The organism is Streptomyces sp. HSS9-12 (assembly GCF_054963655.1).
The window spans coordinates 15,164-41,224 of sequence record NZ_JBUEGC010000020.1 but is presented as its reverse complement, the minus strand read 5'-3'; the positions used below and the strand labels follow the sequence as shown (position 1 = coordinate 41,224).

The following is a 26,061-nucleotide window of genomic DNA, read 5'->3' as shown; positions in this document are numbered from 1 at the left end:
TGCTGTGTGTTCAGGCGTGCGTGAGTTCCCAGGATCGCGCTCGTTCGTCGACGTCGGTGGCCAGCCGTATGCCGCGGCGGGAGTACGACCGTAGAGAGCGTCGCATCCCGGACACCGCATCGGCGGCGCGTGCGGACCGTACGCCCTCGAGGAGGTCGAGCGACCGGCCCCAGGTGTGGCAGGCCTGCTCGAGATGGCCCTGGGCCGCCTGCTCCCGCCCCTGTGCAGCAATGGTCAGGGCGGTGATGCGCTGGTACTCGGCGCCCGGCCGGCCCTTCGCTGCGGCCGCGTAGTGCCGCTCAGCGTTCGGGTGATCGCTGAGCGCGTGGAAGGTCTTCGCGGTGTGCGAGCTGACGCAGGCGCCGGCCGAGCCCCACAGTGCGGCCCAGAAAGGCATCGCCTGTTCGTCGCCGCGCAGCGCCAGGTCCTGTGCGACCCGGGTCTGCGCTACCGCTTCCCGCCCGCGGCCGGCGTTGGCCAAGGCCCGGGCGCGGGTGACAGCGAACACTGCCTGCGTCGTGGGATCGGCCTTTCCCTGGACGCGTGCGAGTGCGGCCTCGGCCAGGTCGAGGGTGTGCTCAGGCCTGGCAATGTCCATGCCGTTGTGCGCCATGATCCTCAGAATGAACGCACTGTGCACGTCGTCGCCTGCCTCGCGAGTCAGGCTGTAGGCCTGCAGGTAGTAGCGCTGCGCCAGGCCGTGCTCCCCAGCGTCGTACGCTTTCCAGCCGCACAGGTATGCGACGCAGGCCGCGGCCGACATCATCTCCGTCCGGTCCTGCTCGGTGGCGAACGTCGCGCGGCAGAGCCTGGCGATGTCCTCGCGCAGGTACTGCACGACGGCCGACCTTCCGTGCTGCCCGCCGTGGCGTTCATCGATGGCCGTGTACATCCTCACCATGTCGCGCACGGCCTCAATCTCCGCACGGCCGGCACGGTGCCCCGTGCGGGCGCGCTGCTGGTACTCGCTGGCCTGCTGAATGCCGAGCGGCAGCGCGGCCGCGGCGACCGAGTAGGCGGCCGAGGTGAGGAGTTTGCGGCGGTGGATGTCTGCCTCCCCGAGTCGCACTAGCATGTCCACTGGATCGGGCCCGAGGCGTAACCCAAGATATGCCTCGGGCCTGTCCGCGTCTGCGGGCACAAGCCCCAGCTCGGACGCGCGAACCGTCCGGCCGATCCTGCGGGACAGGGCCTCCGCAATGTAACCCGCGGTCGCCGTCTCCGGTTGCTTGCGGCGGGTGACCCAGTGGGCCACTGCAGACTTGTTCGTACGCAGCAGGGAATCGCCGCACTCGGCAGCCACCATACGGACGGCACGCGCCAGCTGTTCGTACGTCAGACCGGCCTCGTTGATGGCATCGCTGAGTGTGTCGTTGCGCGCGCGTGGCTCTGTCACGAGCTGTCTCACCCTTCCCAAGCAGGGCGGTAAACCCGGTAAACCACCCGAGGGTCTACCGGACGTAGTTCTCCCACCCTAGGGCGCGTTGTACTCGCCGTACGAGTAACGCTGCGAATTCAACCCATTACAGGGGAGCCAAGCGTGACGACCACTGAGCAACCCAGGAATGCGGACATTGATGCCAACCGCATCGCACTGACGATCGACCAGGCGACGGCTGAACGGCGCGCCCTGCCGCCGTATGAGGAGCTGGCGGATCTGGAGCAGTTGCTCCGCGGCCACATCCAGCTGTTGCTGCCCGAGGTGCAGGAACACACCAATGGCATGGACCGGGGAAGCGCAGCGTGGGAACAGCGCCAGGCCACCCTGGACAGTGTCCACCGCCTGGTCGACGAGGGCATGGGCGAAGGGCTGGCGTCGGCCAGTGCCCACGTGCACGAGCTCGGCCGCAGCTGCCGGTTCCTCCTGGACTACTACCGGGCCGCCCGGTGAACGGCAGCTGCCCGACCGTATGAGACCGGGGCCGTCGGCAGCGACGCGCGCCATGCCCCCTGCTGGCGGCCCCCACCAAGCCCCCGCCCCGGCCCACCCGTCCCGTCGGCGTGGTTCCCCAAGCCTGTCGGCCGACCGGGGCGGGCACCGGCGCACCACCGTCTACGAGAGGAGCATCATGACCATTCCACCGCCCGACCGCAGCCCCATCCACCAAGCGGCCGACGGCAAGCACAAAGGCAAGCCCGCCCCGATCAAGCCCTGGACCCCACCGGCCCCGCCGTCCCCCGATGGCAGCGGCGGCGGTGGCGGCGGCGGCCAGGGCGGCGGGAGCTGACCCGTGGCCAGCACCGTACAAGTGCACCCTGGGCACGCCGCGCTCGTACAATCCCTGGCCGAACGCGGCCTCCTACCCGACCCGTGGCGCGGCGTGTGGGAGTCGGTCATGTTCCGAATAGGGCAGGCTGTCACCCCGTCAGACGGGGTTCCCCATGGCGTTCCCGCGGGAACACCCGGGCGGGCCAGCCCGGGTTAACGCGGGCTCAGATGTGCGATTACGGGAGATCGCTGCGCAGGTCAGAGCATCGCCGCCGGTCAGCGGGCCAGGGGTCAGCCGGAGCTTCAGGGGGCGACCGGCTCGCGCTGCAGCTGGTCGGCGGCGGAGCCGCTGCGCTGCATTCGGTGCCAGCGCAGCCGGCTGCCGAGCAGGGCGGTCACCACGGACTGCACCACGACCAGGTACATCAGCTGCCGGTAGACGAAAATCTGCAGCGGCATGGTCCACAGCGGCTCGAACCGCTCCCGGTCCAGCCGCAGCGCGTACACCGCGCAGAACAGCTGCACTGCCGTGAAGCCGAGCCAGACGGCGCCCGCCTGGGCCGCGCCCTGAAAGAGCAGCCCGTAGAGCGCGAAGATGTCGACGAGCGGGGCGAGCAACGGCAGAGCGGTCTGGAACAGCGCCAGGTACGTGAGTCCACGGCGGCCCAGTTTGCCCGCCGCCCCGCGCTCGAAGACGGCACGACGGTGCTTCCACATGGCCTGCAGGGTCCCGTAGCACCAGCGGTAGCGCTGCTTCCACAGCTGCTTGAGCGAGGAGGGCGCCTCGGTCCAGGCGACCGCGGACTCCTCGTAGACGACCCGCCAGCCGGCCCGGCACAGCGCCATGGTGAGATCGGTGTCCTCGGCGAGGGTGTCCTCGCTCACGCCGCCGACGCCCATGAGCGCATCGCGCCGGAACGCGCCGATCGCGCCGGGCACCGTGGGCATGCACTCGAGGACGTCGAACATGCGGCGGTCGAGGTTGAAGCCGATGACGTACTCGAGATGCTGCCAACGGCCCAGAATGCCATGGCGGTTGCCGACCTTGGTGTTGCCGCTGACCGCCCCGACCGCGGGGTCGGCGAGCGGCTGGATGAGGTTGCGGATGGCGTCCGGGTCGAAGACGGTGTCGCCGTCCATCATCACCACGATGTTGAAGTGCGCCCAGCTCAGCCCGGTGTTGAGGGCGGCCGCCTTGCCGCCGTTGGGCTGCCGGATGACCATGACCCGGCGGTCGTCGATGGACCGGGCGATCTCGGCCGTACGGTCACTCGAGCCGTCGTCGACCACGATGACCTGGACGAACTCGTGCGTAGAGGCGAGGACCGAGCGCACGGTCGCCTCGATGCCCGCCTCCTCGTTGTACGCGGGGACGATGACCGAGACCGGGTCGGTGAGCGGCGGGAGGCGCCGTCCGCCACGCCGCCTGCTGTGCCGGGTGCGGCGGACGTGCACGCGCGCGACGGTCAGCAGGAGAACGAGCCGCAGCACGGTGATCACACCGGCGACGACGAGCAGCACGGTCATGCTCGTCGCGAACGCGTGCGATCCGGCCTGGGCCCAGACCAGGGCGGTGCCCGCCCAGCGGTCGGTCATGGAGACCTCGGTCGCGGCGCGGGGCAGTCCGAGTCCTTCGGTGACGGTGGTGAACTTCAGCGCGCGGCCATGGGCATGGGCGGGTCGGCCGCCCTTCGACAGGATCCTGGCAACCTGGTCGTACGCCGCGGGCGACCGGGTGAACTGCAGGACGGCGCCATCGGCCGGCCGCCGGTCCGGGGAGTCCGCGGCGACCAGCAGATAGCCGTCCTCGGCGGCGCGTCGGCCGGCCTCCCAGTCGGCCGCACACAGGGTGGCGGTGGTGGAGGTGTGCGGCAGGCGCAGCAGCCGGGTGTTGACGCCCGCCGTTCCGGCGAGGGCGTTCTGGGTGAGGGACAGCTCGAATCCTGCGCGTATCGTGCTCACTGAGCCGAGCGCGGCGTCGGTGTAGGTGTGCGAGCCGATCTCGTGGCCTTCGGCTCGGATGCGCTCCATCAGGTCTGGGTGCCGCGCCGCGTCGGCACCGCTGACGAAAAAGGTCGCGTGGGCGCCGTGCGCCTTCAGCAGATCGAGCAGGCGCGGCGTCCAGGCCGGGTCGGGGCCCCCGTCAAAGGTGAGGGCGACGGTCCGGTCGGGCATCGAAGCGCTCTGTGTGCGGCCGCCGACGGCCCTGATGACCGGGCCCGAGGTAGTGATACTGCCGGGGGCCTTGGCGCAGTTCCCGGAGGGCCCCGTCGCCGCGGGGGCTATCTCGTGCCGCGTGTAGCCGTCGAAGAGCAGAGCGACGGCGGCGACGGTGAGGGCGAGGATCAGCAGGAGCCAGTGGGCTCGGGGGTCGCGGCGGAACGCATGTCTGCTCACTTGCCCTTACCTCTGCCGACGGCCGGGGAGGGAGTGCCGTTGCCGTTGCCGATGCCGTTCCCACGGGCGGGGGATGTGGGTCCGGCGGTTGTGCTGGTGGAGGGGGCGGGCGAGCTCTCCGGCGAGTCACCGGCCGTGGCGGTGTCCTTCGGCGTAGCTGTCGCGGTGGTGCTCGGACTGGCGCTCGTGGCATGTGCGCTGGGCGTGGCGGAGGGGCGCGGGCGGTGCGTGGAAGGGGCGGACGGCGATGCGTTGGCCTCCGCCGGAGCCCCGGTCGCCTGCTGCTTGATCCAGGGCAGGGAGCCGCCGCCCGGCCCGGGGTCGAACAGGCCCGCGGTGAGCGCCAGGAGGAAGCAGGTGAGCGCCGCCCCTGCCCCGGTGGCCGCATAACGCGCGACGCGCTTCCGACGCCCGGACGTATCAACGAATACCTGCCGCCCTCGTTCACCCATGACGCGCGATTCTAGCCAGCGGCGAATGGACGACATGACCGTCCCCGAAAGGCCCCGAAGACCCCTTTCGTACAGCCGGTTGTCCGGCCGGCCGGTCCGTCCGCAAGCGACCCCGCCCCTCGGACGTGGTGAAAAACACCGAGCGCCACCCGATACGCGCCCGTAAGGTGTCCGACATGCAGGTGATCCAGTCCACGAAGCTCGCCAACGTCTGCTACGACATCCGCGGTCCGGTGCTCGAGGAGGCGATGGCGCTGGAGGCTGCAGGTCACCGCATCCTCAAGCTCAACACCGGGAACCCGGCGCCGTTCGGGTTCGAGTGCCCGCCCGAGATCCTCGAGGACATGCTGCGCACGCTCGGCAGCGCGCACGGCTACGGCGACTCCAAGGGCATCCTCCCGGCCCGCCGCGCGGTGATGCAGCACTACCAGACCAAGGGCATCGAGCTGGACGTCGAGGACATCTATCTCGGCAACGGCGTTTCCGAGCTGATCCAGATGGCGATGCAGGCGCTGCTCGACGACGGCGACGAGGTACTGGTCCCTGCGCCGGACTACCCGCTGTGGACGGCGGCCGTCTCGCTCGCCGGCGGCACGGCCGTGCACTACCGCTGCGACGAGCAGGCCGACTGGTTCCCGGACCTCACCGACATCGAGCGCAAGGTCACCGACCGCACCAAGGCGATCGTCGTCATCAACCCGAACAACCCGACGGGCGCGGTGTACGACGACGAGCTGCTGCGCGGCATCACCGACATCGCCCGCCGGCACGGCCTGGTCGTCTGCTCGGACGAGATCTACGACAAGATCCTCTACGACGGTGCCACCCACACCCCCACCACCGCCATCGCGCCGGACCTGCTGACGCTGACCTTCAACGGCCTGTCCAAGGCGTACCGGGTGGCGGGCTACCGCAGCGGCTGGCTCGCGGTGTGCGGACCGAAGGACCATGCCTCCAGCTACCTGGAGGGGCTGACGATCCTCGCCAATATGCGGCTGTGCGCGAATGTGCCCGCACAGCATGCGGTGGCGGTCGCCCTGGGCGGGCGGCAGTCGATCAACGATCTGGTGCTGCCGGGCGGGCGCCTGCTGGAGCAGCGGGACACGGCGTACGAGCTGCTGACGCAGATCCCGGGCGTGACGTGTGTCAAGCCCAAGGGCGCCCTGTACGCCTTCCCGCGGCTGGACCCCAAGGTCCACAAGATCAAGGACGATGCGCAGATGGTCCTCGACCTGCTGCGGGCCGAGAAGATGCTCGTCGTGCAGGGGACGGGCTTCAACTGGCCCGAGCCGGATCACTTCCGGCTGGTCACGCTCCCGTACAAGGAGGACCTGGCGGACGCGGTGGCCCGGATCGGCCGCTTCCTGGACGGCTACAGCCAGCCGTAATCCCCTGTGATCGGGGCGGCGGGCGTCGAAGAGGCGTCCGATACCGAGCACATGCGCCTCAACTTTAGACAGAATCTAAGTTAGGATGGTCTCCTGAAGTTTTGGAGGCCATCCCATGTATGAACCGATCCGCGCCAAGTCGGTCCACCGCATGGCCGAGGCCGAGCCCGAGTTCCCGCACCGCTCACGGGAGGAGGAGCTGGACATCCAGCTCGCCGGGCATCTGGCGGCACTGCTGGCCGTGACCGATGAGCTGCGCGCCCTGTCCTCCGATCCGGATCTGGATCAGGCCGCCGAACGGATATCGGGGCAGGTGGCGCGGCTGCGGCGGGGGGCGCGGCCCGTGCGGGCTGCCGTGGGTACGGCCCTGGTCACGGAGGGCTCGGGCGCGAGCCGCGCTGAGGCGCGCGCCTCGGCGCTGCACCGGCGGGCGCATGCGCTGGCCGGGCGGGCGCTGGTGGTCGCCGCGTCGCGCGCCGACACGGCGTCCGCGATCCTCGCGGCCCAACGCATGGACGCCCACGCCGCGGCCCTCCCCCAACCATCGCCTGCCGCCGCAGCGCACTAACGGGGCCTGCAGGATGAACTGCTCGACCTCGTCCACCGGGCGAACTTCGCCGAGGAGCGGTCGGTGTTCGAGCCCGGCACCCCCGGCCGCCGCAGCCCACTGAACAGGTCCGCCACCACGGCCCGCCGGCTCCAGCCGCAGCCCCTCGCCGCATGGCGGCCGGGGATGTGGCGGCTTACCGCCGGGGCGCGCCGACGCCCCTCGGTGGGATGGCAGCCGGACCTGAAGAGACGTGGGGCGTAGGGGTGGGGGTCCCGGACGTCAGAGCGGATGCGCGGGCCGCCAGGCCCGTCGCGTGCGCAGTCCGGGACCCCCACCCCGGAGGCCCCGGCTCCGCCCCCGACCCCCGCCCAGCCCCCAGGCGCGCCGTCATTGCGGCTGGGGCCGTCAGTGGGCCGCGGCGGCGGTGCAGCACACCCTGGAGCCAGCGTCACTCGGCGGCAGCCCGGACGGCAGGCCTGCCGTCCGGGCTGCCGTCTGTCCGGCCACGAACGCGTCCACCCGCCCCTTCCGGGGCGGGTGGGCGGGAAAACCGGCCGCGCGGAGCGGCCTGCCCGGCGAGGGACTAGCCGAGACGCTGGACCAGCGCGCGGTACTCGTCCCACAGCTCCTTCGGCGTGTGCTCACCGAAGGTGTTCAGGTGCTCCGGCACCAGCGCCGCCTCCTGCCGCCACACATCCGCATCGACCGTGAGCAGCAGGTCGAGGCCGGCCTCGTCCATGTCGAGCCCGTCCGTGTCGAGCGCCTCCTTCGTCGGCAGGATGCCGATCGGCGTCTCGACGCCGTCCGCCTTGCCCTCCAGCCGCTCGACGATCCACTTCAGCACGCGGCTGTTCTCGCCGAAGCCCGGCCACACGAAGCGCCCGTCGGCGTCCTTGCGGAACCAGTTGACGTAGTAGATCTTCGGCAGCTTCTCCGGGTCGGCGTTCTTGCCGATCTTGATCCAGTGCCCCATGTAGTCGCCCATGTTGTAGCCGCAGAACGGCAGCATGGCGAACGGGTCCCGGCGCAGCTCGCCGACCTTTCCCTCGGCGGCGGCGGTCTTCTCGGACGCGACGTTCGCACCGAGGAAGACACCGTGCTGCCAGTTGAAGGACTCGGTCACCAGCGGCACGGCGCTGGCGCGGCGGCCGCCGAAGAGAATCGCCGAGATCGGCACGCCCTTCGGGTCCTCCCACTCCGGCGCGATGGTCGGGCACTGGGCGGCCGGGACGGTGAAGCGGGCATTCGGGTGCGCGGCCGGGGTCTCGGACTCCGGCGTCCAGTCGTTGCCCCGCCAGTCGATGAGGTGGGCCGGAGTCTCCTCCGTCATGCCCTCCCACCACACGTCGTTGTCGTCGGTCAGCGCGACGTTGGTGAAGACCGAGTTGCCCCACAGGGTCTTCATGGCGTTGGCGTTGGTGTGCTCACCGGTGCCGGGCGCGACACCGAAGAAGCCGGCCTCCGGGTTGATCGCGTAGAGGCGGCCGTCCTCGCCGAACCGCATCCAGGCGATGTCGTCACCGATGGTCTCGACGGTCCAGCCGGCGATGGTCGGCTCGAGCATCGCGAGGTTGGTCTTGCCGCACGCGGACGGGAAGGCGGCGGCCACGTACTTGGCCTCGCCCTGCGGCGGGGTGAGCTTGAGGATGAGCATGTGCTCGGCCAGCCAGCCCTCGTCGCGGGCCATGACCGACGCGATGCGCAGCGCGTAGCACTTCTTACCGAGCAGCGCGTTGCCGCCGTAGCCGGAGCCGTACGACCAGATCTCCCGCGTCTCCGGGAAGTGGGAGATGTACTTGGTGCTGTTGCACGGCCACGGCACATCCTCCTGGCCGGGCTCGAGCGGGGCGCCGACGGTGTGGACCGCCTTGACGAAGAAACCGTCCTCGCCCAGCTCGTCGAGGACGGCCTGACCCATTCGGGTCATGGTGCGCATCGCGGTCGCGACGTAGGCCGAGTCAGTGATCTCAACGCCGATGGCGGACAGCGGCGAACCGAGCGGACCCATGCAGAACGGCACGACGTACATCGTGCGGCCGCGCATGGAACCCCGGAAGATTCCTTTCTCCCCGGTGAAGATCTCGCGCATCTCGTCGGGGTGCTTCCAGTGGTTCGTCGGGCCCGCGTCCTCCTCCTTCTCGGAGCAGATGAAGGTGCGGTCCTCGACGCGCGCCACATCGCGCGGGTCGGAGGCGGCGTAGTACGAGTTGGGGCGCTTGATGGGGTCGAGCTTCTTGAAGGTGCCCTTCGCAACGAGCTCCTCGGCCAGGCGCTCGTACTCCGCTTCCGAGCCGTCACACCACACAACCTGGTCGGGCTGGGTGAGGGCGGCGATCTCGTCGACCCAGGAGACCAGCTCCTGGTGGTTGGTGGTGCTGCTGGTGGGAGCCGCATTGCTGCGCGCCACGATCGCTCCGTCCCGCCGGACCGCACTGCTCCGGCGTGCATGTTGAGGGGTTAGGGGTCAAACGGACATCCCTACAGCCGTTCAGCTGTCTCGGATGTCCGCGTATGGAGGTTGTTGCTTGCCCCGTGGGGGCTGCGACCCGGACGCTCTCGTGACCGCTCATCCGGTGCCGACCGCACTCATTTGATCATCCGATCTCTCAGCGCTTCTGTCCAGGGGGCCTCCTCGTGAGGATCACCACTTGGTACTGACACGTAACCTACGGTTGCGTAGGTAGCATGTCGCGCTATGAATGCCGCCGCGCCAGACGCCTCTTCCGACGCCGCGCCCTCCGAGCCGGCGACCGCACCCGAGTCCCCCGACACTCGCGCACTAACCCTCCCAAATCCGGTCAAGCCAAGACTGCGTGGCTGGCTGCACGCCGGCATGTTCCCGGCCGTCCTCATCTCGGGCGTCTTCCTGACCGCGCTCGCCGACAGCACGCGTGGCCGTATCGCGTGCGGGGTCTATACGCTCACCGCCTGCCTGCTGTTCGGGGTGAGCGCGCTCTACCACCGCGGCAACTGGAGCGACCGGGTCACCGGCGTCCTGCGGCGCCTGGACCACGCCAACATCTTCCTGATCATCGCGGGCACCTACACACCGCTGACGATCCTGCTGCTGCCCGACGGGCGCAGGGATCTGCTGCTGTGGGGGATCTGGGCCGCGGCCCTGGCCGGCATCGCCTTCCGGGTGTTCTGGGTCGGCGCCCCGCGCTGGCTCTACACCCCCTGCTACATCGCGATGGGCTGGGCGGCGGTCTTCTTCCTGCCCGACTTCCTGCGCAACGGCGGGATCGCGGTGCTCGTCTGCGTGATCGTCGGCGGTGTCCTCTACAGCGCGGGCGGCGTGATCTACGGCATGAAGCGGCCCAACCCCTCACCGCGGTGGTTCGGCTTCCACGAGGTGTTCCACTCCTTCACGCTCGCGGCCTTCGTGGTGCACTACGTGGGCATCTCGCTGGTGGCCTACCAGCACGCATGACACCACCATGACCTCCGCACATACGGGGGCGTGAAAGCGCGGCACTGAGCCCCCCGTGCTCCTCATGCGCAGGGGGCTCAGGCTCGGGGGCTCATGCTGTGAGCCTCAGATCGTGAGCTTCACGCCCACCTTCGCCGCCAGGACCTGGGGCTCGACTGTCGGCGCCTCACAGGCGAAGTTGCGGCAGACGTACGCGGCCGGGCGGCTGTCCAGAAGCGGCCGGTCGCGCAGCAGCGGCACCTCCCCGGCGCCGGGCTCACCAGCCTCCCCCGGCTCGCCGACCGCCACCACCGCGCCCGGCGCCGTCCCCAGCAGGGCCGTACGGTGCAGCGCCGCGGTCGCCTCGTCTCCCGTCGGGCCGACGACCGCCACCTCGCGCGGCCCGTCCAGCAACGCCTCGGCGACCGCCAGTCCCCACCCGATGAAGCGGGGGGCACGCGGGGCGAGTGCCTTCACCACCCCCAACGCGCGCTCCGCCGCCTCACGGTGGCGGGCGCTGCCGGTGTAGCCGGCGTACGACAGCAGGGCACCGGCGGCGGCGGTCCAGCCGGACGGGGCGGCGTTGTCGGTCGGGTCCTGTGGCCTGCGGATCAGGGCCTCGCCGTCGTCCGGGGTGTCGTACAGGGAGCCGTCCTCGCTGGTGAAGTGCCGCAGCACGGTGTCGAGAAGCAGCCCGGCGAAGTCCACCCACACGCCCTCGCCGGTGACCGATGCCAGCGTGAGGAAGCCCTCGGCGACGTCGGCATAGTCCTCCAGCACCCCGGAGTGGGCCCCGACGGTGCCGTCGAGGGAGGTGCGGGCGAGCCGGGCGTGCTCGTCCATGTGCACACGAACCAGCAGGTCGGCGGCGTCGACGGCTGCTTCGACCAGGTCGGGCCGGTCGAAGTACGCACCGGTCTCCGCGAGGGCCGCCACGACCAGACCGTTCCAGGCGGCGACGATCTTGTCGTCGCGGCCGGGCCGCGGCCGCTGCTCGCGCGCGGCCAGCAGCCGCTGCCGGATCGAGGCGATCCGGGCGGCATCGGTGAGCCCCTCTCCCGACAGCTGGAGTACGGAGGCTCCCTCCTCGAAGGTGCCCTCCTGCGTCACCCCGAAGTACCCGGCCGCGAGTTGCCCGTCCGCGTCGCCGAGGACCTCGCGCAGCTGCTCGGGCGTCCAGACGTAGTACGCGCCCTCGACGTGCCTGCCCGTGCCGTCGTCACTGTCGGCGTCGAGCGCGGAGGCGAAACCGCCCTCGCGGGTGCGCAGTTCGCGCACCATGAAGTCGGCGGTCTCCAGCGCCACCCGGCGGGCGAGGTCGGAGCCTGTGGCCCGCCACAGATGCGCGTACACCCGGCACAGCTGGGCGTTGTCGTAGAGCATCTTCTCGAAGTGCGGCACCGTCCAGGTGCGGTCGACGGCGTAGCGGGCGAACCCGCCGCCGAGCTGGTCGTAGATGCCGCCGCGGGCCATCGCCTCACAGGTGTGCTGGACCATCTGCAGCGCGCCCTCGGAGCCGGTGCGGGCATGGTGGCGCAGCAGGAACTCCAGTGTCATGGACGGCGGGAACTTGGGTGCGCCGCCGAAGCCGCCGTGCGTGGCGTCGTACTCGCGGCTCAGGCCCAGCAGCGCGGCGTGGATGTCCTCCTCGGTGGGCGGCGGTGCGGCCGCGCCGCCGAGGGCACGCGCGCGTGAAGCGAGCTCACGGACGATCCGGCCGGCGACGTCGCCGACCTCCTCGCGCCGGTCGGCCCAGGCCGCCCGTACGCCCTCCAGCACCTGCTGGAAGGAGGGCATGCCGGGGCGGGGCGCGGGCGGGAAGTAGGTCCCGAAGTAGAACGGCTCGGCTTCCGGCGTGAGGAAGACCGTCATGGGCCAGCCGCCCTGGCCGGTGGCGGCCTGGACGGCCTCCATGTAGACGGCGTCGATGTCCGGGCGCTCCTCGCGGTCGACCTTCACGGGCACGAAGTGCTCGTTGAGGATCTCGGCGGTGTGCTCGTCCTCGAAGGACTCATCGGCCATCACATGACACCAGTGGCAGCTCGAATAGCCGACGCTCAGCAGCACCGGCACATCGCGCCGCCGCGCCTCGGCGAACGCATCGTCGGACCATGGCCACCAGTCGACCGGGTTGTCGGCGTGCTGCAGCAGATAGGGGGAGGTCTCATGGGCCAGTCGGTTCGCCATGCCCCCATCCTGTCCCATCCGGCTGCTGATGTGTGCCTCGCATGGACGGGCATCGCGCCATGGAGCCGCCAACCGGGCCGTCGGGGCCCGCGGGCGCGCCCCGGGCGGGCGGCTGCGGTCTCAGTCCCGCTTTGGGGCGGTCGGCTGCCCGGAGGCCGAAGCCTCCTGGCTCGCCGACTCCCGCTCACCCTCGCTGGAGGCGCCCCGCGCGGGGACCTCCTCGAAGTCGATCTTCTTGAACTGCTTGTTCATGCTCTTCATCAGCAGCCACACGGCCCCGCCGAGGAGCGCGAACACGATGAAGCCGAGGACGCCGGGCGTCACCTTGTTCTCGTCCAGCTCCTTGGCGAGCGGTACGAGCTGCGTCACGGCGAGGGTGGCGGTCGGAAAGGTCATGCGGTCAATTCTCGCGGATGCCCGCGAAGAGGTCGTCCTCGGGGAGGGAGGTATCCACAAGCGACTTGGCGAGCTCGTAGTCCTCCGTCGGCCAGACCTCCTGCTGGATCTCCATCGGCACCCGGAACCAGCCGCCGTCGGGGTCGATCTGCGTGGCGTGGGCGATCAGTGCCTTGTCCCGGACGGGATAGAAGTCCGCGCACGGAACATGCGTGGTCAGCGTCCGCTCCTTGCGCTGGAACTCGGCCCAGCGCTGCAGCCACTCGCCGTACGGGGACTCCATGCCCCGGGCGAGCAGGGCCTCGTGCAGCGCGAGGGTGCGCGGCCGGTTGAAGCCCTGGTTGTAGTAGAGCTTCAGCGGCTGCCACGGCTCGCCGGCCTCCGGATACCTCGCCGGGTCGCCCGCCGCCTCGAACGCCACCATCGAGATCTTGTGGGTCATGATGTGGTCGGGGTGCGGGTATCCGCCGTTCTCGTCGTACGTGGTCATCACGTGCGGCTTGAACTCGCGGATGAGCTTGACCAGCGCACCTGCTGCCTCGTCGACGTCCTGCAGGGCGAAGCAGCCCTCGGGCAGCGGCGGCGGCGGGTCGCCGTCCGGCAGTCCGGAGTCGACGAAGCCCAGCCAGGCCTGCTTCACGCCCAGAATCTGCCGGGCCTCTTCCATCTCCTTGGCGCGCACCTCATGGATGTGCGCCTCGATATAGGGGTCTCCCTGAAGCTTCGGATTGAGGATGGAACCGCGCTCCCCGCCTGTGCAGGTCGCGACCAGCACATCCACCCCCTCGGACACGTACTTGGCCATCGTGGCCGCGCCCTTGCTCGACTCGTCGTCGGGATGGGCGTGGACTGCCATCAAACGCAGTTGCTCGGTCAAGATTCGATCCTCAGTCACTGGTCACGGTGCCCTCACCCCCGGTTGGAGAAGGCGCCTTCTATAGTGACCGAAACGACGGGCCGATAATTCCGTGGTCCACATTCAGGAGGAAACACCATGGCGGGCACGTGCGAGGGACTGCCCCAGGGGCTGCCCTACGAGCGTTACGGCCGTTCCGCCGATGCCCGCAAGGACCGCACGCTGAAGATCGTCGGCGCCGTGCTCGGCACCGGGCTGCTGGCGCTCCTGACCTGGATCGGTATCGCCTACGTCGCGGGCCAGAAGGTCAGCGGTGAGCTGATCAAGTCCAAGGTGGTCTCGGATCGCGCGGCCGAGGCCCATCTGGAGGTCCGTAAGGACGCGAACACAGACGGTGTGTGCACGCTGCGTGCGCTGGCGGAGTCGGGGAATGAAGTGGGGCGCCGTGACGTTCGCTTCGGTGAGCGGGCATCGCGCGTGGACAAGGTCGTCACGGTCCGGACCACGGAGCGTGCCACCGCCGTCGAGCTGCTCGGCTGCAAGGCCGCGGCATCCGGCCCATCGGGCGGCTGACCACGCCGTTGGCCGACAGCCGGCCAGACGGCGCCGCTGCCGCCGACCGGGTGGATGATCACTGGGATTCCGGCCGCTGACCAGCGCCGATGCGTATCCGGTGGTTTTCCTCCTCCCCCTTTCCTGCCGGAATTGTTAGGCTCGTGGTTTCGCCCACCGGTGACAGCGCAATGCTCCGGATAGGGCGTTGCTTTGTATTTCCCAGTACCGACGAGGAGCACCTGTGACCCAGACCAGCGACAACGTCACCTGGCTCACCCAGGAGGCGTACAACCAGCTCAAGGCCGAGCTGGAGTACCTGTCGGGTCCCGCACGTGTCGAGATCGCCAAAAAGATCGAGGCCGCCCGCGAAGAGGGTGACCTGCGGGAGAACGGCGGGTATCACGCCGCCAAGGAGGAGCAGGGCAAGCAGGAGCTGCGGGTTCGCCAGCTCACTCAGCTGCTGGAGAACGCCAAGGTCGGCGAGGCCCCTGCGGACACCGGTGTGGTCGCTCCGGGCATGGTCGTCACCATCGCCTTCGATGGCGACCCGGACGACACCACGACCTTCCTGCTCGCTTCCCGCGAGTACGCGACCTCGGAGATCGAGACTTACTCTCCGCAGTCGCCGCTGGGCACCGGTGTCAACGGTAAGAAGGTCGGCGAGACCGCCGAGTACGAGCTCCCGAACGGCAAGAAGGCCTCGGTGAAGATCCTCGACGCCAAGCCGTACCAGGGCTGATCTGGCGCACGAAACCCCCCGGCGCACAGCGCGCCGGGGGGTTTCGTCGTATCACGGCCAGGGCCTGACCGCGGGGGCCGGCCAACGTGCCGGCGCCGCACGGCGGCCGGTCAGGCGGTCGCCGACCGGTACTTCCGCACCGCCAGGGTCCGGAAGATCACGATGATGACGATCGACCAGAGGATAGAGGCCATCGCCGGGTGCTGCATCGGCCAGGCGTCCGGCACCGGGTAGCCCTCCGGCAGATTGCCGAACAGCTCGCGGCAGGCCTGCACAGTGGCGCTGAAGGGGTTCCACTCGGCGAAGTGCCGCAGGACCGTCGGCATGTTGTCGGCCGGCACAAAGGCGTTCGAGACGAACGTCAGCGGGAACAGCCAGATCAGACCGCCTGAGGTGGCCGCCTCCGGGGTCCGTACGGACAGGCCGATCAGTGCGCCGATCCAGGAGAAGGCGTACCCGAGCAGGAGCAGCAGGCCAAAGCCGGCCAGGGCCTTCAGGATGCCCTCGTGGATCCGCCAGCCGACGATCAGCGCGACGATGGCGAGCACCACGACCGTCAGAGCGGTCTGTACGAGGTCGGCGAGCGTGCGACCGGTGAGGACCGCGCCCCGAGCCATGGGCAGCGAGCGGAAGCGGTCGATGAGGCCCTTGTGCATATCCTCGGCGATGCCCGCACCCGCCCCCGCCGTGGCGAAGGTGACGGTCTGCGCGAAGATCCCCGCCATCAGGAATTCCCGGTACACACCGGGGCTGAGGTTGCCGCCGACACTGATCGAGCCGCCGAAGACGTAACTGAACAGCACCACGAACATGATCGGCTGGATCAGCCCGAAGATGACCACTTCGGGGATCCGCAGCATCCGGATCAGGTTGCGCTTGGCGACGACCAGGGAGTCGTGGACGGACTGGCTCAGCCCGCCGCGCGGCCGCGGGGCCGCGTTCCCCCGGGACGCCGGGGTTTCGGTGACGGCACTCACTGGGCGACCTCCTTCGTGCCCCCGGTCTCCTCTGCCGCCGCCTCGGCGGCATGCCCGGTGAGCGAGATGAACACGTCGTCGAGCGTCGGGCGGCGCAGCCCGATGTCGTCGATCTCTACGCCGCGGCTGTCCAGCTCACGGATCACCTCGGCGAGCAGCTTGGCGCCACCGGTGACCGGGACGGTGACCTTGCGGGTGTGGTCCTCGACCGTGACCTCGCCCTTGCCGAAGCCGCGCAGTATCTCGGTGGTCTCGGCCAGGCGCTCGCGCTCGTGGACGACGACCTCGACGCGCTCGCCACCGGTGCGGTCCTTGAGCTGGTCGGACGTGCCGCGGGCGATGACCCGGCCGTGGTCGATGACGCAGATGTCGTGCGCGAGGTGGTCGGCCTCTTCCAGGTACTGGGTGGTGAGCAGCAGGGTCGTCCCGCCCGCCACCAGCTCCTGGATGACCTCCCACAGCGCCTGACGGTTGCGCGGGTCGAGGCCGGTGGTCGGCTCGTCCATGAACATCACGGGCGGGCTGACCACCAGGGCGGCCGCCAGGTCGAGCCGGCGGCGCATACCGCCCGAGTAGGTCTTGGCCGTACGGTCGGCCGCGTCGCCGAGGTTGAACCGCTCGAGCAGCTCGTCCGCGCGGGTCCGGGCGTCGCGCGCGCTCATCTGGTACAGCCGTCCGACCATCTCGAGGTTCTCGCGCCCGGTGAGGTACTCGTCGACGGCGGCGAACTGCCCGGACAGGCCGATGGACCGGCGGACTTCGTTCGGATGCTTGAGGACGTCTATTCCCGCGACGACGACGGTGCCGCGGTCGGGCCGCAGCAGGGTGGTGAGCACCCGTACAGCAGTGGTCTTGCCGGCGCCGTTGGGGCCGAGCAGCCCGAGCACGGTGCCTTCGGGTACGTCGAGATCGACGCCGTCCAGAGCCCTTACGTCGCCGAAGGTCTTCACCAGACCTTCGGCGTAAATGGCGCCTGGCATAGGGATCCCCCAGGTGATGTGAATGGAATTGTCCGACGCAGCGTCACGTGGAGCAGCGGACGCCACCGTTCTATCAAGACGCGATATATCGCGTCAATGCTTGCCGCGCCATCGCGTCTGACGTCCACGGACAGACGTCGGAAACCGCGAGAGCAGGTGTCCGGGGGACCAAGAAGGGACCAGGAAGGGATGACAGCAGCGTGAGACGCGAAGGGACTCGCGACATACCTCACGACATGATCGTGTAACCCGCCTCGCTCAGCGCCGCCCGCACCTCGTCACAGTGCTCCGGCCCCTTGGTCTCCAAGTGCAGCTCCACCTCCGCCTCCGTGAGCCCGAGCCGTGGATCGGTCCGGACATGGCTCACGTCGAGGACGTTAGCGTCCAGCACTGACAACACCCCCAGAAGCGTCGCGAGCGCCCCCGGCCGGTCCGTCAGCCGCAGCCGCAGCGACAGATACCGCCCCGCCGCCGCCATGCCGTGCCGCAGAATGCGCTGCAGCAGCAGCGGGTCCACGTTGCCGCCGGACAGCACCGCCACCACCGGCCCCTCGAAGTTTTCCGGCTCCGACAGCAGCGCCGCGACCGGGCTCGCCCCGGCCGGCTCCACCACGAGCTTGGCCCGCTCCAGACACAGCAACAGCGCCCTTGAGAGCGCGTCCTCGGAGACGGTACGGACCTCGTCCACGAGATCGCCAATTATTTTGAACGGCACATCCCCCGGCCGTCCGACCTTGATCCCGTCGGCCATCGTCGCCACCGACTCCAGCGCCACCGGATGACCCGCAGCCAGCGATGGCGGGTACGCCGCCGCACCCTCGGCCTGCACCCCCACGATCCGTACGTCCGGCCGCAGCGCCTTCACCGCGACCGCGATCCCGGCCGCCAGCCCGCCGCCGCCGATCCCCACCACGATCGTGCGGACCTCCGGGCACTGCTCCAGGATCTCCAGCCCCACCGTGCCCTGCCCGGCCACCACATCGCGGTGGTCGAAGGGATGGATGAACACCGCGCCCGTCTCCCGTGCGTACTCCTGCGCCGCCCGCAGCGTCTCGTCCACCACCTGGCCGTGCAGCCGCACCTCGGCTCCGTACTCGCACGTCGCCGCGACCTTGGGCAGCGGCGCGCCGACCGGCATGAACACCGTGGAGCGCACCCCCAGCAGCGAGGCCGCCAGCGCCACACCCTGCGCATGGTTCCCGGCGCTGGCCGCGACCACCCCGGCCGCCCGCTGCTCAGGGCTGAGTCCCGCGATCCGTACGTACGCGCCACGCACCTTGAACGAGCCGGTCCGCTGCAGGTTCTCGCACTTGAGGTGCACCGGGGAGCCCACCAGCCGGGTCAGGTGCCGGCTCCCCTCCAAGGCGGTCGTCCGGGCCACACCAGACAGCATCTTCTGAGCGGCCCGCACCTCGTCGACTGTGATCTCGGACAGCTGGGTGGAGGGGCGGTTCGCGGTGTCGCCGTGGGGAGTGGCCATGCCGTCAGTCTGGCAGTTCCCCTCCGCACCCGCCGGTGCGGCACAGTCGGACACGGGTTCGATACGGTTCGATACGGGTTCGGCACGGGTTCGGGACCGGTTCGGGACCGGTTCGGGCACCTCGGGTACGGCGCGGCGCCAGGCCGCGTACCCTGTGCCCATCCCCTAGACCGCCCCCACGAAGTGAGTCCAGGCCATGCCCACCGCTGAGGACATGACGACCGCTCTCCCAGCCTCCGGCGGGGAGGTGCACCGCGACACCGGACTTCTCGACGACATGCAGCACCAAGTCGCCGTCTTCGCCCGCCGCGCCGAGCAGACACGGCTCGGCGGCATCGGCCAGGTCCGCAACTCCATGGACCGCGCCGCCTACCTGCTCCTCAACCGCCTCGACCGGGAGGGCGCCATGGGGGTCAAGGCGCTCGCCGCGGGCATGGGCATCGACTCCTCGACGGTCACCCGCCAGGTCGCCCCGCTCGTGGACACCGGACTGGTCAAGCGCACCTCGCACCCCGAGGACGGCCGCGCCGTCGTGCTCCAGCTCTCCCCACGCGGCAAAGCCCGCCTGGAGGAGGTGCGGTCCTCGCGGCGCGAACTGATGGCGCAGCTGACGGAGGACTGGTCCGCGGAGGAGCGGGAAGCGTTCTGCACGCTTCTCACCCGTTTCAACGCCGCGCTCTCCGCCCGCCACGCCCCGACCACGAGCCAGCCCTCCGGCCAGGACCCGCCTGCCTCTTGACCCCGCAACCGCACCTGCCGTCCCATTGACCAAAGGGCATGGGAGGGGCGGTGCGAGAGCGGCGAGCGGACCGGGATCGCCGCCGGGCCCGGGAGTTCGAGGCATTCGTCGCGGGCGCGGGCGGCCGGCTGCTGCATGCCGCCACGCTGCTCACCGGTGAGCGGGAGGCCGCCGAGCGGCTGTTGACCGCCGCCCTGGCACGTACGTACGCGGGGTGGGACCGGCTGCACGGCGAGGATCCGTACGACCGCACCCGCCAGGAGGTCGCCGCCCGCTTCGCCCGTACCGCCTGGCGCCACCGCCGCCCCGGCAGCGGCCTCCTGGCCCGGCTCACCCCTCAGGAGCGCCTGGTGGTGGTACTGCGGCTGTACGAGGGCGTCGCCGAGGAACAGGCTGCCGCCCAGCTGGGCCTCCCGGCCGAACGGGTCCACACCCTGTGCAGACGCTCGGTGGCGACCCTGCGCAGCCGTCCCGCACCGGACCCGCCCGCCCGGCCGGAGCCGGCCGCGCCATGAGCCTGCCGGACCGCAAGGAGGCAGAGGTCCGCCGGATGCTGGACGGGCCGCACCCGGCGGTGCCTCCGGATCTGGCCGCACGGGCGGCCGAGCACGGCCGGCGGATCCTGGCCCGCCGCCACGCCGTACAGGCCGCCGGCTGGGCGCTGTTGCTTGCCGCGGCGGTCGCCTTCACGGTGTGGGCGGCGGTGGTGCAGCCCTGGGTCGCACCACCAGCCGACACCACACCGCCGCTCGAGGGCTGGTAAGCGGCTGAGTTACCCCAGCGCGCGGGTGAGATCCGCCAGCAGATCGTCGATCGCCTCGATGCCGACCGACAGCCGGACGAGGTCGGCCGGCACCTCCAGCGCCGACCCGGCCACCGACGCGTGCGTCATCCGCCCAGGGTGCTCGATCAGCGACTCCACGCCGCCCAGCGACTCCCCGAGCGTGAACAGCTCGGCCCGGTTGCAGACCTCGACGGCCGCCTGCTCGCCGCCCTCGACCCGGAACGACACCATGCCGCCGAAGGCCAGCATCTGCTTGGCCGCGATCTCGTAGCCCGGGTGCGAGGGCAGCCCCGGGTAGTAGACCTGCGTCACCTTCGGGTGCGCGAGCAGCAGTTCGGCGACGCGCGTGGCGTTCGCGCTGTGCCGGTCCATCCGGACGCCGAGCGTCTTGATGCCGCGCAGCACCAGCCACGAGTCGAAGGGACCGGCGATCGCGCCCATCGCGTTCTGGTGGTACGCGAGTTCCTCACCGAGCGTCTCGTCGTTCACGATCAGCGCACCGCCGACGACGTCCGAGTGGCCGCCCATGTACTTGGTCATGGAGTGCACCACCACGTCCGCGCCGAGGGCGAGCGGCTGCTGGAGGTACGGGCTGGCGAAGGTGTTGTCCACGACCAGCCGGGCCCCCGCCCCGCGGGCGACGTCCGCGATCGCGCTGATGTCCGTGATTCCGAGCAGCGGGTTGGACGGGGTCTCCACCCAGATGAGCTTCGTACGGGGCGTCAGCGCGGCCCGTACCGAAGCCACGTCCGAGGTGTCCGCCACCGACCACTGCACACCCCAGCGCTCGACAACCTTCGCGAAGAGCCGGAAGGTGCCGCCGTAGGCGTCGTTGGGGATGACAACGTGGTCCCCGGGCACCAGAAGCGTCCGCAGCAGGCAGTCCTCCGCCGCCAGCCCCGAGGCGAACGCCAGCCCCCGCCGGCCGCCTTCCAGCGCCGCGAGGTTGCGCTCCAGAGCGGTGCGCGTCGGGTTCGCCGAGCGGCTGTACTCATAGCCGCCGCGCAGACCGCCGACGCCGTCCTGCTTGTATGTCGATACCTGGTAGATCGGCGGTACCACGGCGCCGGTCAGCGGGTCCGCCTCCTGCCCGGCGTGGATGGCCAGAGTCTCGAAGCCGTGGTGTGCGTGCTGCGCCTGTGGGCGCTGGTGCTGGTGCTGGTCGCTCATGGTGCCCGAGGGTAGTACTCCGCCTGCCGTGAAACCTCGCGGATCAGCGGTCGGTACAGGGCAGCGAACGAAACACTTAACATTCGCCACAGTCGCCCGGCCCGACGAAACGACACAGGACACTTCATGGAACTTCTGATCATCCTGCTCGGTCTGACCATGATCGGCGGTGTCCTCATCGTGCCCGCCCTGCTGCCGCTGCGCGGCGGGCGGCAGGCGATGCGCGGCCACGGGCTCGCCGGCGACCCGGAGAGTTACGGTTTCACGCCGCCGGAGCGGCTCGACGTCCGGCTGCCCGGCCCCGACCCGGAGCTGGCCGAGGCCCTGGACGAGATACGCCGCACGCAGGACTGGCGGCCCGCCGCCCAGCTGCTCGCCGCCACCGCCGACGACTGGGAGCTGCGCTGGCAGCGCGTGCAGTCGCTGGCCGGCGCCGCGGCCGTGGAACTCGCGCAGGCGCCGGGCCAGGGAGGGCGCTGGCTGCGCATCTGGCGGGCCGAGGCGCCGAAGGAGGCGGGCGGCGCGGTCGTGCACGCGGAGTTCCTGGTGCGCCAGGCCCGGCAGTCCGCGGGCGGCCCCGGATCCGAGGAGTACCGGATCATTCTGGAGGAGGCACGGTCGATCTGCGCCGAGGCGGCACTGCTGGCGCCCGGCGACCCGACCCCGTACATCGTCGAGCTCGCCGTGGCCTGCGGACTCGGCTACCGCGAGGCCGACTTCGAGTCCGTGTGGAGCACGGTCACCGCCCGCGCACCGCACCACATGGGGGCGCACTTGGCCGCGCTGCACTACTGGTGCGAGAAGTGGCACGGATCGCGGGAGAAGGCCTACGCGTTCACCCACCGGGCGGCGGGCTCGGCTCCCGAGGACAGCCTGTTGCCGGCGCTGCCGCTCTTCGCGGTCTTCGAGCACCTGCCGGAGGTGAACCTGGTCCGGGGCCTGTACGAGAGCGAGGTGGTGACCCGGGCCATCCAGGGCGCTCTGTTCGCGGCTCGCTCGGCACCGGCCGACCACCCCGTACTGCCGCACGTACGCCATCTGCTGGTCTGGTTCCTGGTTCAGGCGGAGCGCTACGCCGAGGCGCTGGAGCAACTGCGGCACGTCGACGGGCACGTGGGCGCGGTGCCGTGGTCGTACGGGGCGGACCCGGCGACGGCTTACGCGGCCTGCCGGGCGCAGGCTGTGGCGGGCTGGGAACAGCGGGGCGGCAGCCCGGCGACGCTGCCGCGCTGATCGCCGACGTCGGCCGCTCAGCGGGGCGGCAGCCCGGCGACGCTGCCGCCCTGATCGCCGACGTCGGCCGCGCCACGGGACACGTGCCCAACACACGCCTGACCTGCGGATACGGCCAGGGCGGGAATCCACCGCCCTGGCCGTACGTTCTTCTGACGGACGCCACAGCCGAGGAGACCTCATGTTCCTGAACCGCCACCGGAACCACCTCCCCACCCCGGAGGAGGCCCTGCCCGGCCGCGACACCCCCGAATTCGCGGTCCCGGACCGCCACACCGTGCTCGGCAACCCCCTCACCGGCCCCTATCCCGAGGGCCTGGAGGTCGCCGACTTCGCCCTGGGCTGCTTCTGGGGCGCCGAGCGGAAGTTCTGGCAGACCCCGGGCGTGTGGACGACTCTCGTCGGCTACCAGGGCGGGCACACGAAGAACCCGGCGTACGAGGAGGTCTGCAGCGGCCTCACCGCGCACGCCGAGGCCGTCCGCGTCGTCTTCGACCCGTCGGTCGTCTCCTACGCGGACCTGCTGAAGCTCTTCTGGGAGTCCCACAACCCCACCCAGGGCTTCCGCCAGGGCAACGACGTCGGTACGCAGTACCGCTCGGCGATCTACACCCACTCCCCGGAGCAGCAGTCGGCGGCGGAGGCGTCGCGCGACGCGTACCAGCAGGTCCTGACGAAGTCGGGCTACGGCCCCATCACCACGGAAATCCTCCCGTCGGAGGGCCGCCCCTTCTACCCCGCGGAGCCGTACCACCAGCAGTACCTGGACAAGAACCCCAACGGCTACTGCGGCATCGGCGGCACGGGCGTCAAGCTAAGTACCCCATTCGAGACGAACTGGGGGGCGTCCTGCCCGACGGGGATCGCTCCCGCCCCCGAGGCCGAGTAGCAGTAGGCAAGCACAGCCGTACCTCGCCAGGCCGCAGCACAGGATCAGCTGTACCGCGGCCACCACCCCGCGCCCCGCTGGCTCAGCAGGGTGTCTCTTCGTCGTCGCGCTGCCTCCAAAGAGATTCGGCAGCCTCCAGGGCGAGGTCCCAGGGGTACGCCTCCGGTCGGCCCTTGCCCGGCTCGTTCGGCACGAATCCGCCGTCTCCGTACAGCACGCGGACACCCATCGCCCGAAGGGTCGCGATGCTTTGATCGAACTGCGTGTGCTGTACGTAGGCCGCGTTGACGCACGGCATCGTCACCAGTGGGAGTTGAGTACGGGAGGGGCGGCGCTGCCCAGCAGGTAGAGGACGCGGTTCGCAGTCATGACCGCAGTCCACCTTGCCGAGCTGGTCGACGGCAACTGTCATCCCCTGGGTCGATCGTTTGCCGTTCCCTGCTCTTGGCGGCCGGGTAGCGTTTCGGTGAGCGAGTCTTGGAACGGAGCCTCCCCATGCCCATTCCCGGCGACGAACATACGGGCGCCCGGATCGCGCACTACCGGAAGCGAGCCGGCCTGACTCAGCGTGGGTTGGCTCAGAAGATCCCGTACTCCTACAGTCTGCTCACTCAGGTTGAGTCCGGTCACAAGCCGGCAAGTCCTGATAACGCCTACCTGGGGGCGCACTCGTCAGCGTCCGCGCCTCTCGCGCCGCCGAAGGCGGACCGCATCATCGTTTGTGAAGTAGGAGCTGGGCTCCTGGCCGTCGGCCGGGAGTCGCCGAGTGTGAAGCGGTGCGTTCAACGCACCGCTTCACGCATGTCAGGGCCCGTGCACCACCGACAGCACGATCAGCGCCGAGTTCGCGGACTGGTCCTTGAGCCCAGACGTGTCCGGGAGTGAGCCGACGTACGAGACGGAGTGCACGACGTGCGGGGAACAATCGGGAGCGGCGGAAGACACGGCAGCGCCCGAGATTTGGTGCTTGCGTCATGCGGGCCGTACGGGGCATACGGGCTTCCGCGCAATCACGACCAGCTTCCTTCGTGCGTCCATCGTGGGTGTTCGATGAGTGGGGGCGGTCGGCGAGTGCGCAAGTACGGGTTGGATATGGCACGGGCTCTCTCGGTTCTTCAGGCGCACGGCGTCAGTGTGGAACTTCGGGACGCTGCGGTGAGCAGAGAACAGCTGCACGAGTACGCCGCCCTTCGAGACCAGGGCGTGCGCCATGACGAGATCGCGCGGCGTTTCGGAGTCAGCCGAGGCAGGTTGTACCGGGAGATGAGGAGGTACCGAGAGGTGCCGCTGAATACTCCGCCGTAGAGCTGGCGGGGACTGCCGTGACTGACGGCGCGGCCAGTCCTCGCCCACCAACTCCCCTTGAGCGCTGCCGGGTGGATCACCCGTCTCCACCGACGGCCCGGTGCTCGGAGAGGGGCGACGCGTTGACGTCGCCCGCGGCCCGGCTCCGCGGCTGCTCCCCGAAGCCCGGGGCCGGGCCAGCAACCAACAAACCCCTGGCGACCGAATCGGGTCAGGGTCGCACCACAACCCCAGAGATAACCGGACCACCCCCGTGCCTGGACAGCTTCCGGGGTGGCGGTGGAGTCCCGACGGACCCCGGTACTGATCGTACCGGGGTTGTCGTCGTTCGCTCACTAGATGCGACCGAGCTTGGTCTGAGATCAACCGCTATACGAGGAAGGGGACTTCAGTCAATGCACTACCCGAGTGAGCCGGATCCCGAGCGCGAAGAACTCGACCCGGATTCGGTGCTGTGGGTTCGCGGCGTGGATTACGTCGCGGGTTGGCGGGACGCGAAGGATGCAGGTGCGGAGCTGGCGAACGCACTGACCGCGGCGGGCATTGAGGCAACAGGCGTACAGGCACGTGCGGATGCTGCGGCGGATGGTTCCGGGGTGGTCCGTCTTCGGCTGTCGGCACGGACGGTGCGGGACGTGGCTGATGTCCTACGGGATGCGGCGGCATGGCGTAGGGCCAGTTGATGAGTCGCGCGGTGGCATGTGGCGCGCTGTGGGCAGGGTGGGGCCCGGCGAGGGAAGGAGGGAGCGCGGTATGCCGACAGGGGTGGCCATGCGCGACGCGCGCGAGCAGCTGTTTCATGCCGCCGAGCGCGTCCTGCTCCGGGGCGGGCCGAGCGCGCTGACCAGCCGGGCGGTCACCACGGAGGCAGGCTGCGCCAAGGGCGTCCTGCACCGGCACTTCGCCGACTTCGACGCCTTCCTCGCCGAGCTCGTGCAAGACCGCATCGCCCGGATCGACAACCAGGCCGCCGCCCTGCGCAACTCCGCCGGGACCGGCACCGTCGCCGGCAACCTCACCGGCGCGCTGACGACCCTGTTCGAGTCGGTTGCCGTGGCGATCGTCGGCCTCGTCACCTCCCGGGATGACCTGCGCGCCCGGCTGCGCCAGGCCACGCCGACCGGCGTCCCGGTCCTGACGGAAGCTACGGCCATGATCGCCTCGTACCTCACCGCCGAGCGGGAACTGGGCCGCATCGCGGCGGACGCCGACGTCGACACGCTCGCGCCCACGTTGATCGGGGCCGGACACCTGCTCTTCGCCGACCGGGAAGGCGCCCCGCCAGAGCCTGGAGCCGTCCACAAGGTCGTGACCACGGTCATCGCCGGCGCCATACAAGAACCGCTGCCATGAAGGATCGGGCGCC

Annotated in this window: 26 protein-coding genes and 2 pseudogenes; 16 read left to right on the top strand and 12 right to left on the bottom strand. The window is 70.2% G+C overall.

What is annotated here, in order from left to right:
- Positions 1–10 precede the first annotated feature (10 nt).
- Positions 11–1,396, bottom strand: coding sequence for a hypothetical protein (locus tag ACY34J_RS13155; RefSeq protein WP_462726631.1), 1,386 nt, complete (start codon positions 1,394–1,396; stop codon positions 11–13).
- Between the two features lie 144 nt (positions 1,397–1,540).
- Here ACY34J_RS13155 and ACY34J_RS13150 point away from each other — a divergent pair, with 144 nt between their 5' ends.
- Positions 1,541–1,891, top strand: coding sequence for a DUF6415 family natural product biosynthesis protein (locus ACY34J_RS13150; RefSeq protein ID WP_462726632.1), 351 nt, complete (start codon positions 1,541–1,543; stop codon positions 1,889–1,891).
- A gap of 178 nt (positions 1,892–2,069) precedes the next feature.
- A complete protein-coding gene (locus ACY34J_RS13145; RefSeq protein ID WP_462726633.1) occupies positions 2,070–2,228 on the top strand; it encodes a hypothetical protein in 159 nt (52 codons plus the stop codon).
- 284 nt (positions 2,229–2,512) lie between these two features.
- On the opposite strand, the gene ACY34J_RS13140 is transcribed toward ACY34J_RS13145, so the two are convergent.
- Both ACY34J_RS13140 and ACY34J_RS13135 read right to left on the bottom strand, forming a co-directional pair.
- Positions 2,513–4,606, bottom strand: a complete 2,094-nt coding sequence (locus tag ACY34J_RS13140; protein ID WP_462726634.1) for a glycosyltransferase — start codon at positions 4,604–4,606, stop codon at positions 2,513–2,515.
- Positions 4,603–5,058 carry a hypothetical protein gene (locus tag ACY34J_RS13135; RefSeq protein WP_462726635.1) on the bottom strand — a complete coding sequence of 152 codons (456 nt, stop codon included), beginning with the start codon at positions 5,056–5,058 and terminating at the stop codon, positions 4,603–4,605. Before ACY34J_RS13135 ends, ACY34J_RS13140 begins: the two co-directional genes overlap by 4 nt.
- Positions 5,059–5,234: 176 nt before the next feature.
- Between ACY34J_RS13135 and ACY34J_RS13130 the strand changes: the two genes are divergently transcribed.
- Entirely contained in the window at positions 5,235–6,446 is a 1,212-nt protein-coding gene (locus ACY34J_RS13130) for a pyridoxal phosphate-dependent aminotransferase (protein ID WP_462726636.1), read from the top strand.
- Positions 6,447–6,561: 115 nt separating this feature from the next.
- Positions 6,562–7,014 (top strand): SCO4983 family protein, encoded by a 453-nt coding sequence (locus tag ACY34J_RS13125; RefSeq protein ID WP_462726637.1) that lies wholly within the window; start codon positions 6,562–6,564, stop codon positions 7,012–7,014.
- Positions 7,015–7,579: 565 nt separating this feature from the next.
- Here ACY34J_RS13125 and ACY34J_RS13120 read toward each other — a convergent pair.
- The gene (locus ACY34J_RS13120) at positions 7,580–9,403 is read right to left on the bottom strand and encodes a phosphoenolpyruvate carboxykinase (GTP) (protein ID WP_462726638.1); all 1,824 of its coding nucleotides are present in this window, start codon (positions 9,401–9,403) and stop codon (positions 7,580–7,582) included.
- 288 nt (positions 9,404–9,691) lie between these two features.
- Between ACY34J_RS13120 and trhA the strand changes: the two genes are divergently transcribed.
- The gene (gene trhA, locus ACY34J_RS13115; RefSeq protein ID WP_462726639.1) at positions 9,692–10,426 is read left to right on the top strand and encodes a PAQR family membrane homeostasis protein TrhA; all 735 of its coding nucleotides are present in this window, start codon (positions 9,692–9,694) and stop codon (positions 10,424–10,426) included.
- Positions 10,427–10,531: 105 nt separating this feature from the next.
- Here trhA and ACY34J_RS13110 read toward each other — a convergent pair whose 3' ends face one another.
- The 3 genes from ACY34J_RS13110 to mca form a co-directional block, all read right to left on the bottom strand.
- The gene (locus ACY34J_RS13110) at positions 10,532–12,592 is read right to left on the bottom strand and encodes a thioredoxin domain-containing protein (protein ID WP_462726640.1); all 2,061 of its coding nucleotides are present in this window, start codon (positions 12,590–12,592) and stop codon (positions 10,532–10,534) included.
- A gap of 120 nt (positions 12,593–12,712) precedes the next feature.
- The gene (locus ACY34J_RS13105; RefSeq protein ID WP_462726641.1) at positions 12,713–12,988 is read right to left on the bottom strand and encodes a hypothetical protein; all 276 of its coding nucleotides are present in this window, start codon (positions 12,986–12,988) and stop codon (positions 12,713–12,715) included.
- Between the two features lie 4 nt (positions 12,989–12,992).
- The gene (gene mca / locus ACY34J_RS13100; RefSeq protein WP_462726642.1) at positions 12,993–13,865 is read right to left on the bottom strand and encodes a mycothiol conjugate amidase Mca; all 873 of its coding nucleotides are present in this window, start codon (positions 13,863–13,865) and stop codon (positions 12,993–12,995) included.
- Between the two features lie 117 nt (positions 13,866–13,982).
- On the opposite strand from mca, the gene ACY34J_RS13095 reads away from it, so the two are divergent.
- Positions 13,983–14,417 carry a DUF4307 domain-containing protein gene (locus tag ACY34J_RS13095; protein WP_462726643.1) on the top strand — a complete coding sequence of 145 codons (435 nt, stop codon included), beginning with the start codon at positions 13,983–13,985 and terminating at the stop codon, positions 14,415–14,417.
- Positions 14,418–14,640: 223 nt separating this feature from the next.
- On the top strand, positions 14,641–15,138 hold the full coding sequence (gene greA / locus ACY34J_RS13090) for a transcription elongation factor GreA (RefSeq protein WP_462726644.1): 498 nt from the start codon (positions 14,641–14,643) through the stop codon (positions 15,136–15,138).
- Between the two features lie 110 nt (positions 15,139–15,248).
- Here the strand turns inward: greA and ACY34J_RS13085 are convergent, their stop codons facing one another.
- The 3 genes from ACY34J_RS13085 to ilvA form a co-directional block, all read right to left on the bottom strand.
- A complete protein-coding gene (locus tag ACY34J_RS13085) occupies positions 15,249–16,115 on the bottom strand; it encodes an ABC transporter permease (protein ID WP_462726645.1) in 867 nt (288 codons plus the stop codon).
- Positions 16,112–17,095 (bottom strand): ATP-binding cassette domain-containing protein, encoded by a 984-nt coding sequence (locus tag ACY34J_RS13080; protein ID WP_462726646.1) that lies wholly within the window; start codon positions 17,093–17,095, stop codon positions 16,112–16,114. Before ACY34J_RS13080 ends, ACY34J_RS13085 begins: the two co-directional genes overlap by 4 nt.
- Before the next feature lie 229 nt (positions 17,096–17,324).
- Positions 17,325–18,575, bottom strand: a complete 1,251-nt coding sequence (ilvA, locus tag ACY34J_RS13075) for a threonine ammonia-lyase (RefSeq protein ID WP_462726647.1) — start codon at positions 18,573–18,575, stop codon at positions 17,325–17,327.
- Between the two features lie 196 nt (positions 18,576–18,771).
- Between ilvA and ACY34J_RS13070 the strand changes: the two genes are divergently transcribed.
- Genes ACY34J_RS13070 through ACY34J_RS13060 form a run of 3 tightly spaced genes read left to right on the top strand, consistent with a single transcriptional unit; the run spans position 18,772 to position 20,077 of the window.
- Positions 18,772–19,314, top strand: coding sequence for a MarR family winged helix-turn-helix transcriptional regulator (locus ACY34J_RS13070; protein ID WP_462726648.1), 543 nt, complete (start codon positions 18,772–18,774; stop codon positions 19,312–19,314).
- A gap of 50 nt (positions 19,315–19,364) precedes the next feature.
- Positions 19,365–19,829, top strand: a complete 465-nt coding sequence (locus ACY34J_RS13065; RefSeq protein WP_462726649.1) for a sigma factor-like helix-turn-helix DNA-binding protein — start codon at positions 19,365–19,367, stop codon at positions 19,827–19,829.
- Positions 19,826–20,077, top strand: coding sequence for a hypothetical protein (locus ACY34J_RS13060; protein WP_462726650.1), 252 nt, complete (start codon positions 19,826–19,828; stop codon positions 20,075–20,077). Before ACY34J_RS13065 ends, ACY34J_RS13060 begins: the two co-directional genes overlap by 4 nt.
- A 9-nt stretch (positions 20,078–20,086) precedes the next feature.
- Here the strand turns inward: ACY34J_RS13060 and ACY34J_RS13055 are convergent, their stop codons facing one another.
- The gene (locus ACY34J_RS13055; protein ID WP_462726651.1) at positions 20,087–21,268 is read right to left on the bottom strand and encodes a cystathionine gamma-synthase; all 1,182 of its coding nucleotides are present in this window, start codon (positions 21,266–21,268) and stop codon (positions 20,087–20,089) included.
- A 126-nt stretch (positions 21,269–21,394) separates the two neighbouring features.
- Here ACY34J_RS13055 and ACY34J_RS13050 point away from each other — a divergent pair, with 126 nt between their 5' ends.
- Both ACY34J_RS13050 and msrA read left to right on the top strand, forming a co-directional pair.
- Entirely contained in the window at positions 21,395–22,501 is a 1,107-nt protein-coding gene (locus ACY34J_RS13050; protein ID WP_462726652.1) for a hypothetical protein, read from the top strand.
- A 181-nt stretch (positions 22,502–22,682) separates the two neighbouring features.
- Positions 22,683–23,390 (top strand): peptide-methionine (S)-S-oxide reductase MsrA, encoded by a 708-nt coding sequence (msrA, locus tag ACY34J_RS13045; protein ID WP_462726653.1) that lies wholly within the window; start codon positions 22,683–22,685, stop codon positions 23,388–23,390.
- Between the two features lie 82 nt (positions 23,391–23,472).
- On the opposite strand, the pseudogene ACY34J_RS13040 reads toward msrA, so the two are convergent.
- Positions 23,473–23,703: pseudogene (locus ACY34J_RS13040) on the bottom strand (flavoprotein); the annotation flags it as partial.
- Between the two features lie 182 nt (positions 23,704–23,885).
- On the opposite strand from ACY34J_RS13040, the pseudogene ACY34J_RS13035 reads away from it, so the two are divergent.
- From ACY34J_RS13035 to ACY34J_RS13020, 4 genes and pseudogenes are all read left to right on the top strand, one after another.
- Positions 23,886–24,038: pseudogene (locus tag ACY34J_RS13035) on the top strand (helix-turn-helix domain-containing protein); the annotation flags it as partial.
- A 184-nt stretch (positions 24,039–24,222) separates the two neighbouring features.
- The gene (locus ACY34J_RS13030; RefSeq protein WP_462726676.1) at positions 24,223–24,444 is read left to right on the top strand and encodes a DUF7848 domain-containing protein; all 222 of its coding nucleotides are present in this window, start codon (positions 24,223–24,225) and stop codon (positions 24,442–24,444) included.
- 646 nt (positions 24,445–25,090) lie between these two features.
- The gene (locus ACY34J_RS13025) at positions 25,091–25,378 is read left to right on the top strand and encodes a hypothetical protein (RefSeq protein WP_462726654.1); all 288 of its coding nucleotides are present in this window, start codon (positions 25,091–25,093) and stop codon (positions 25,376–25,378) included.
- A 70-nt stretch (positions 25,379–25,448) separates the two neighbouring features.
- The gene (locus ACY34J_RS13020) at positions 25,449–26,048 is read left to right on the top strand and encodes a TetR/AcrR family transcriptional regulator (protein WP_462726655.1); all 600 of its coding nucleotides are present in this window, start codon (positions 25,449–25,451) and stop codon (positions 26,046–26,048) included.
- Positions 26,049–26,061 lie beyond the last annotated feature (13 nt).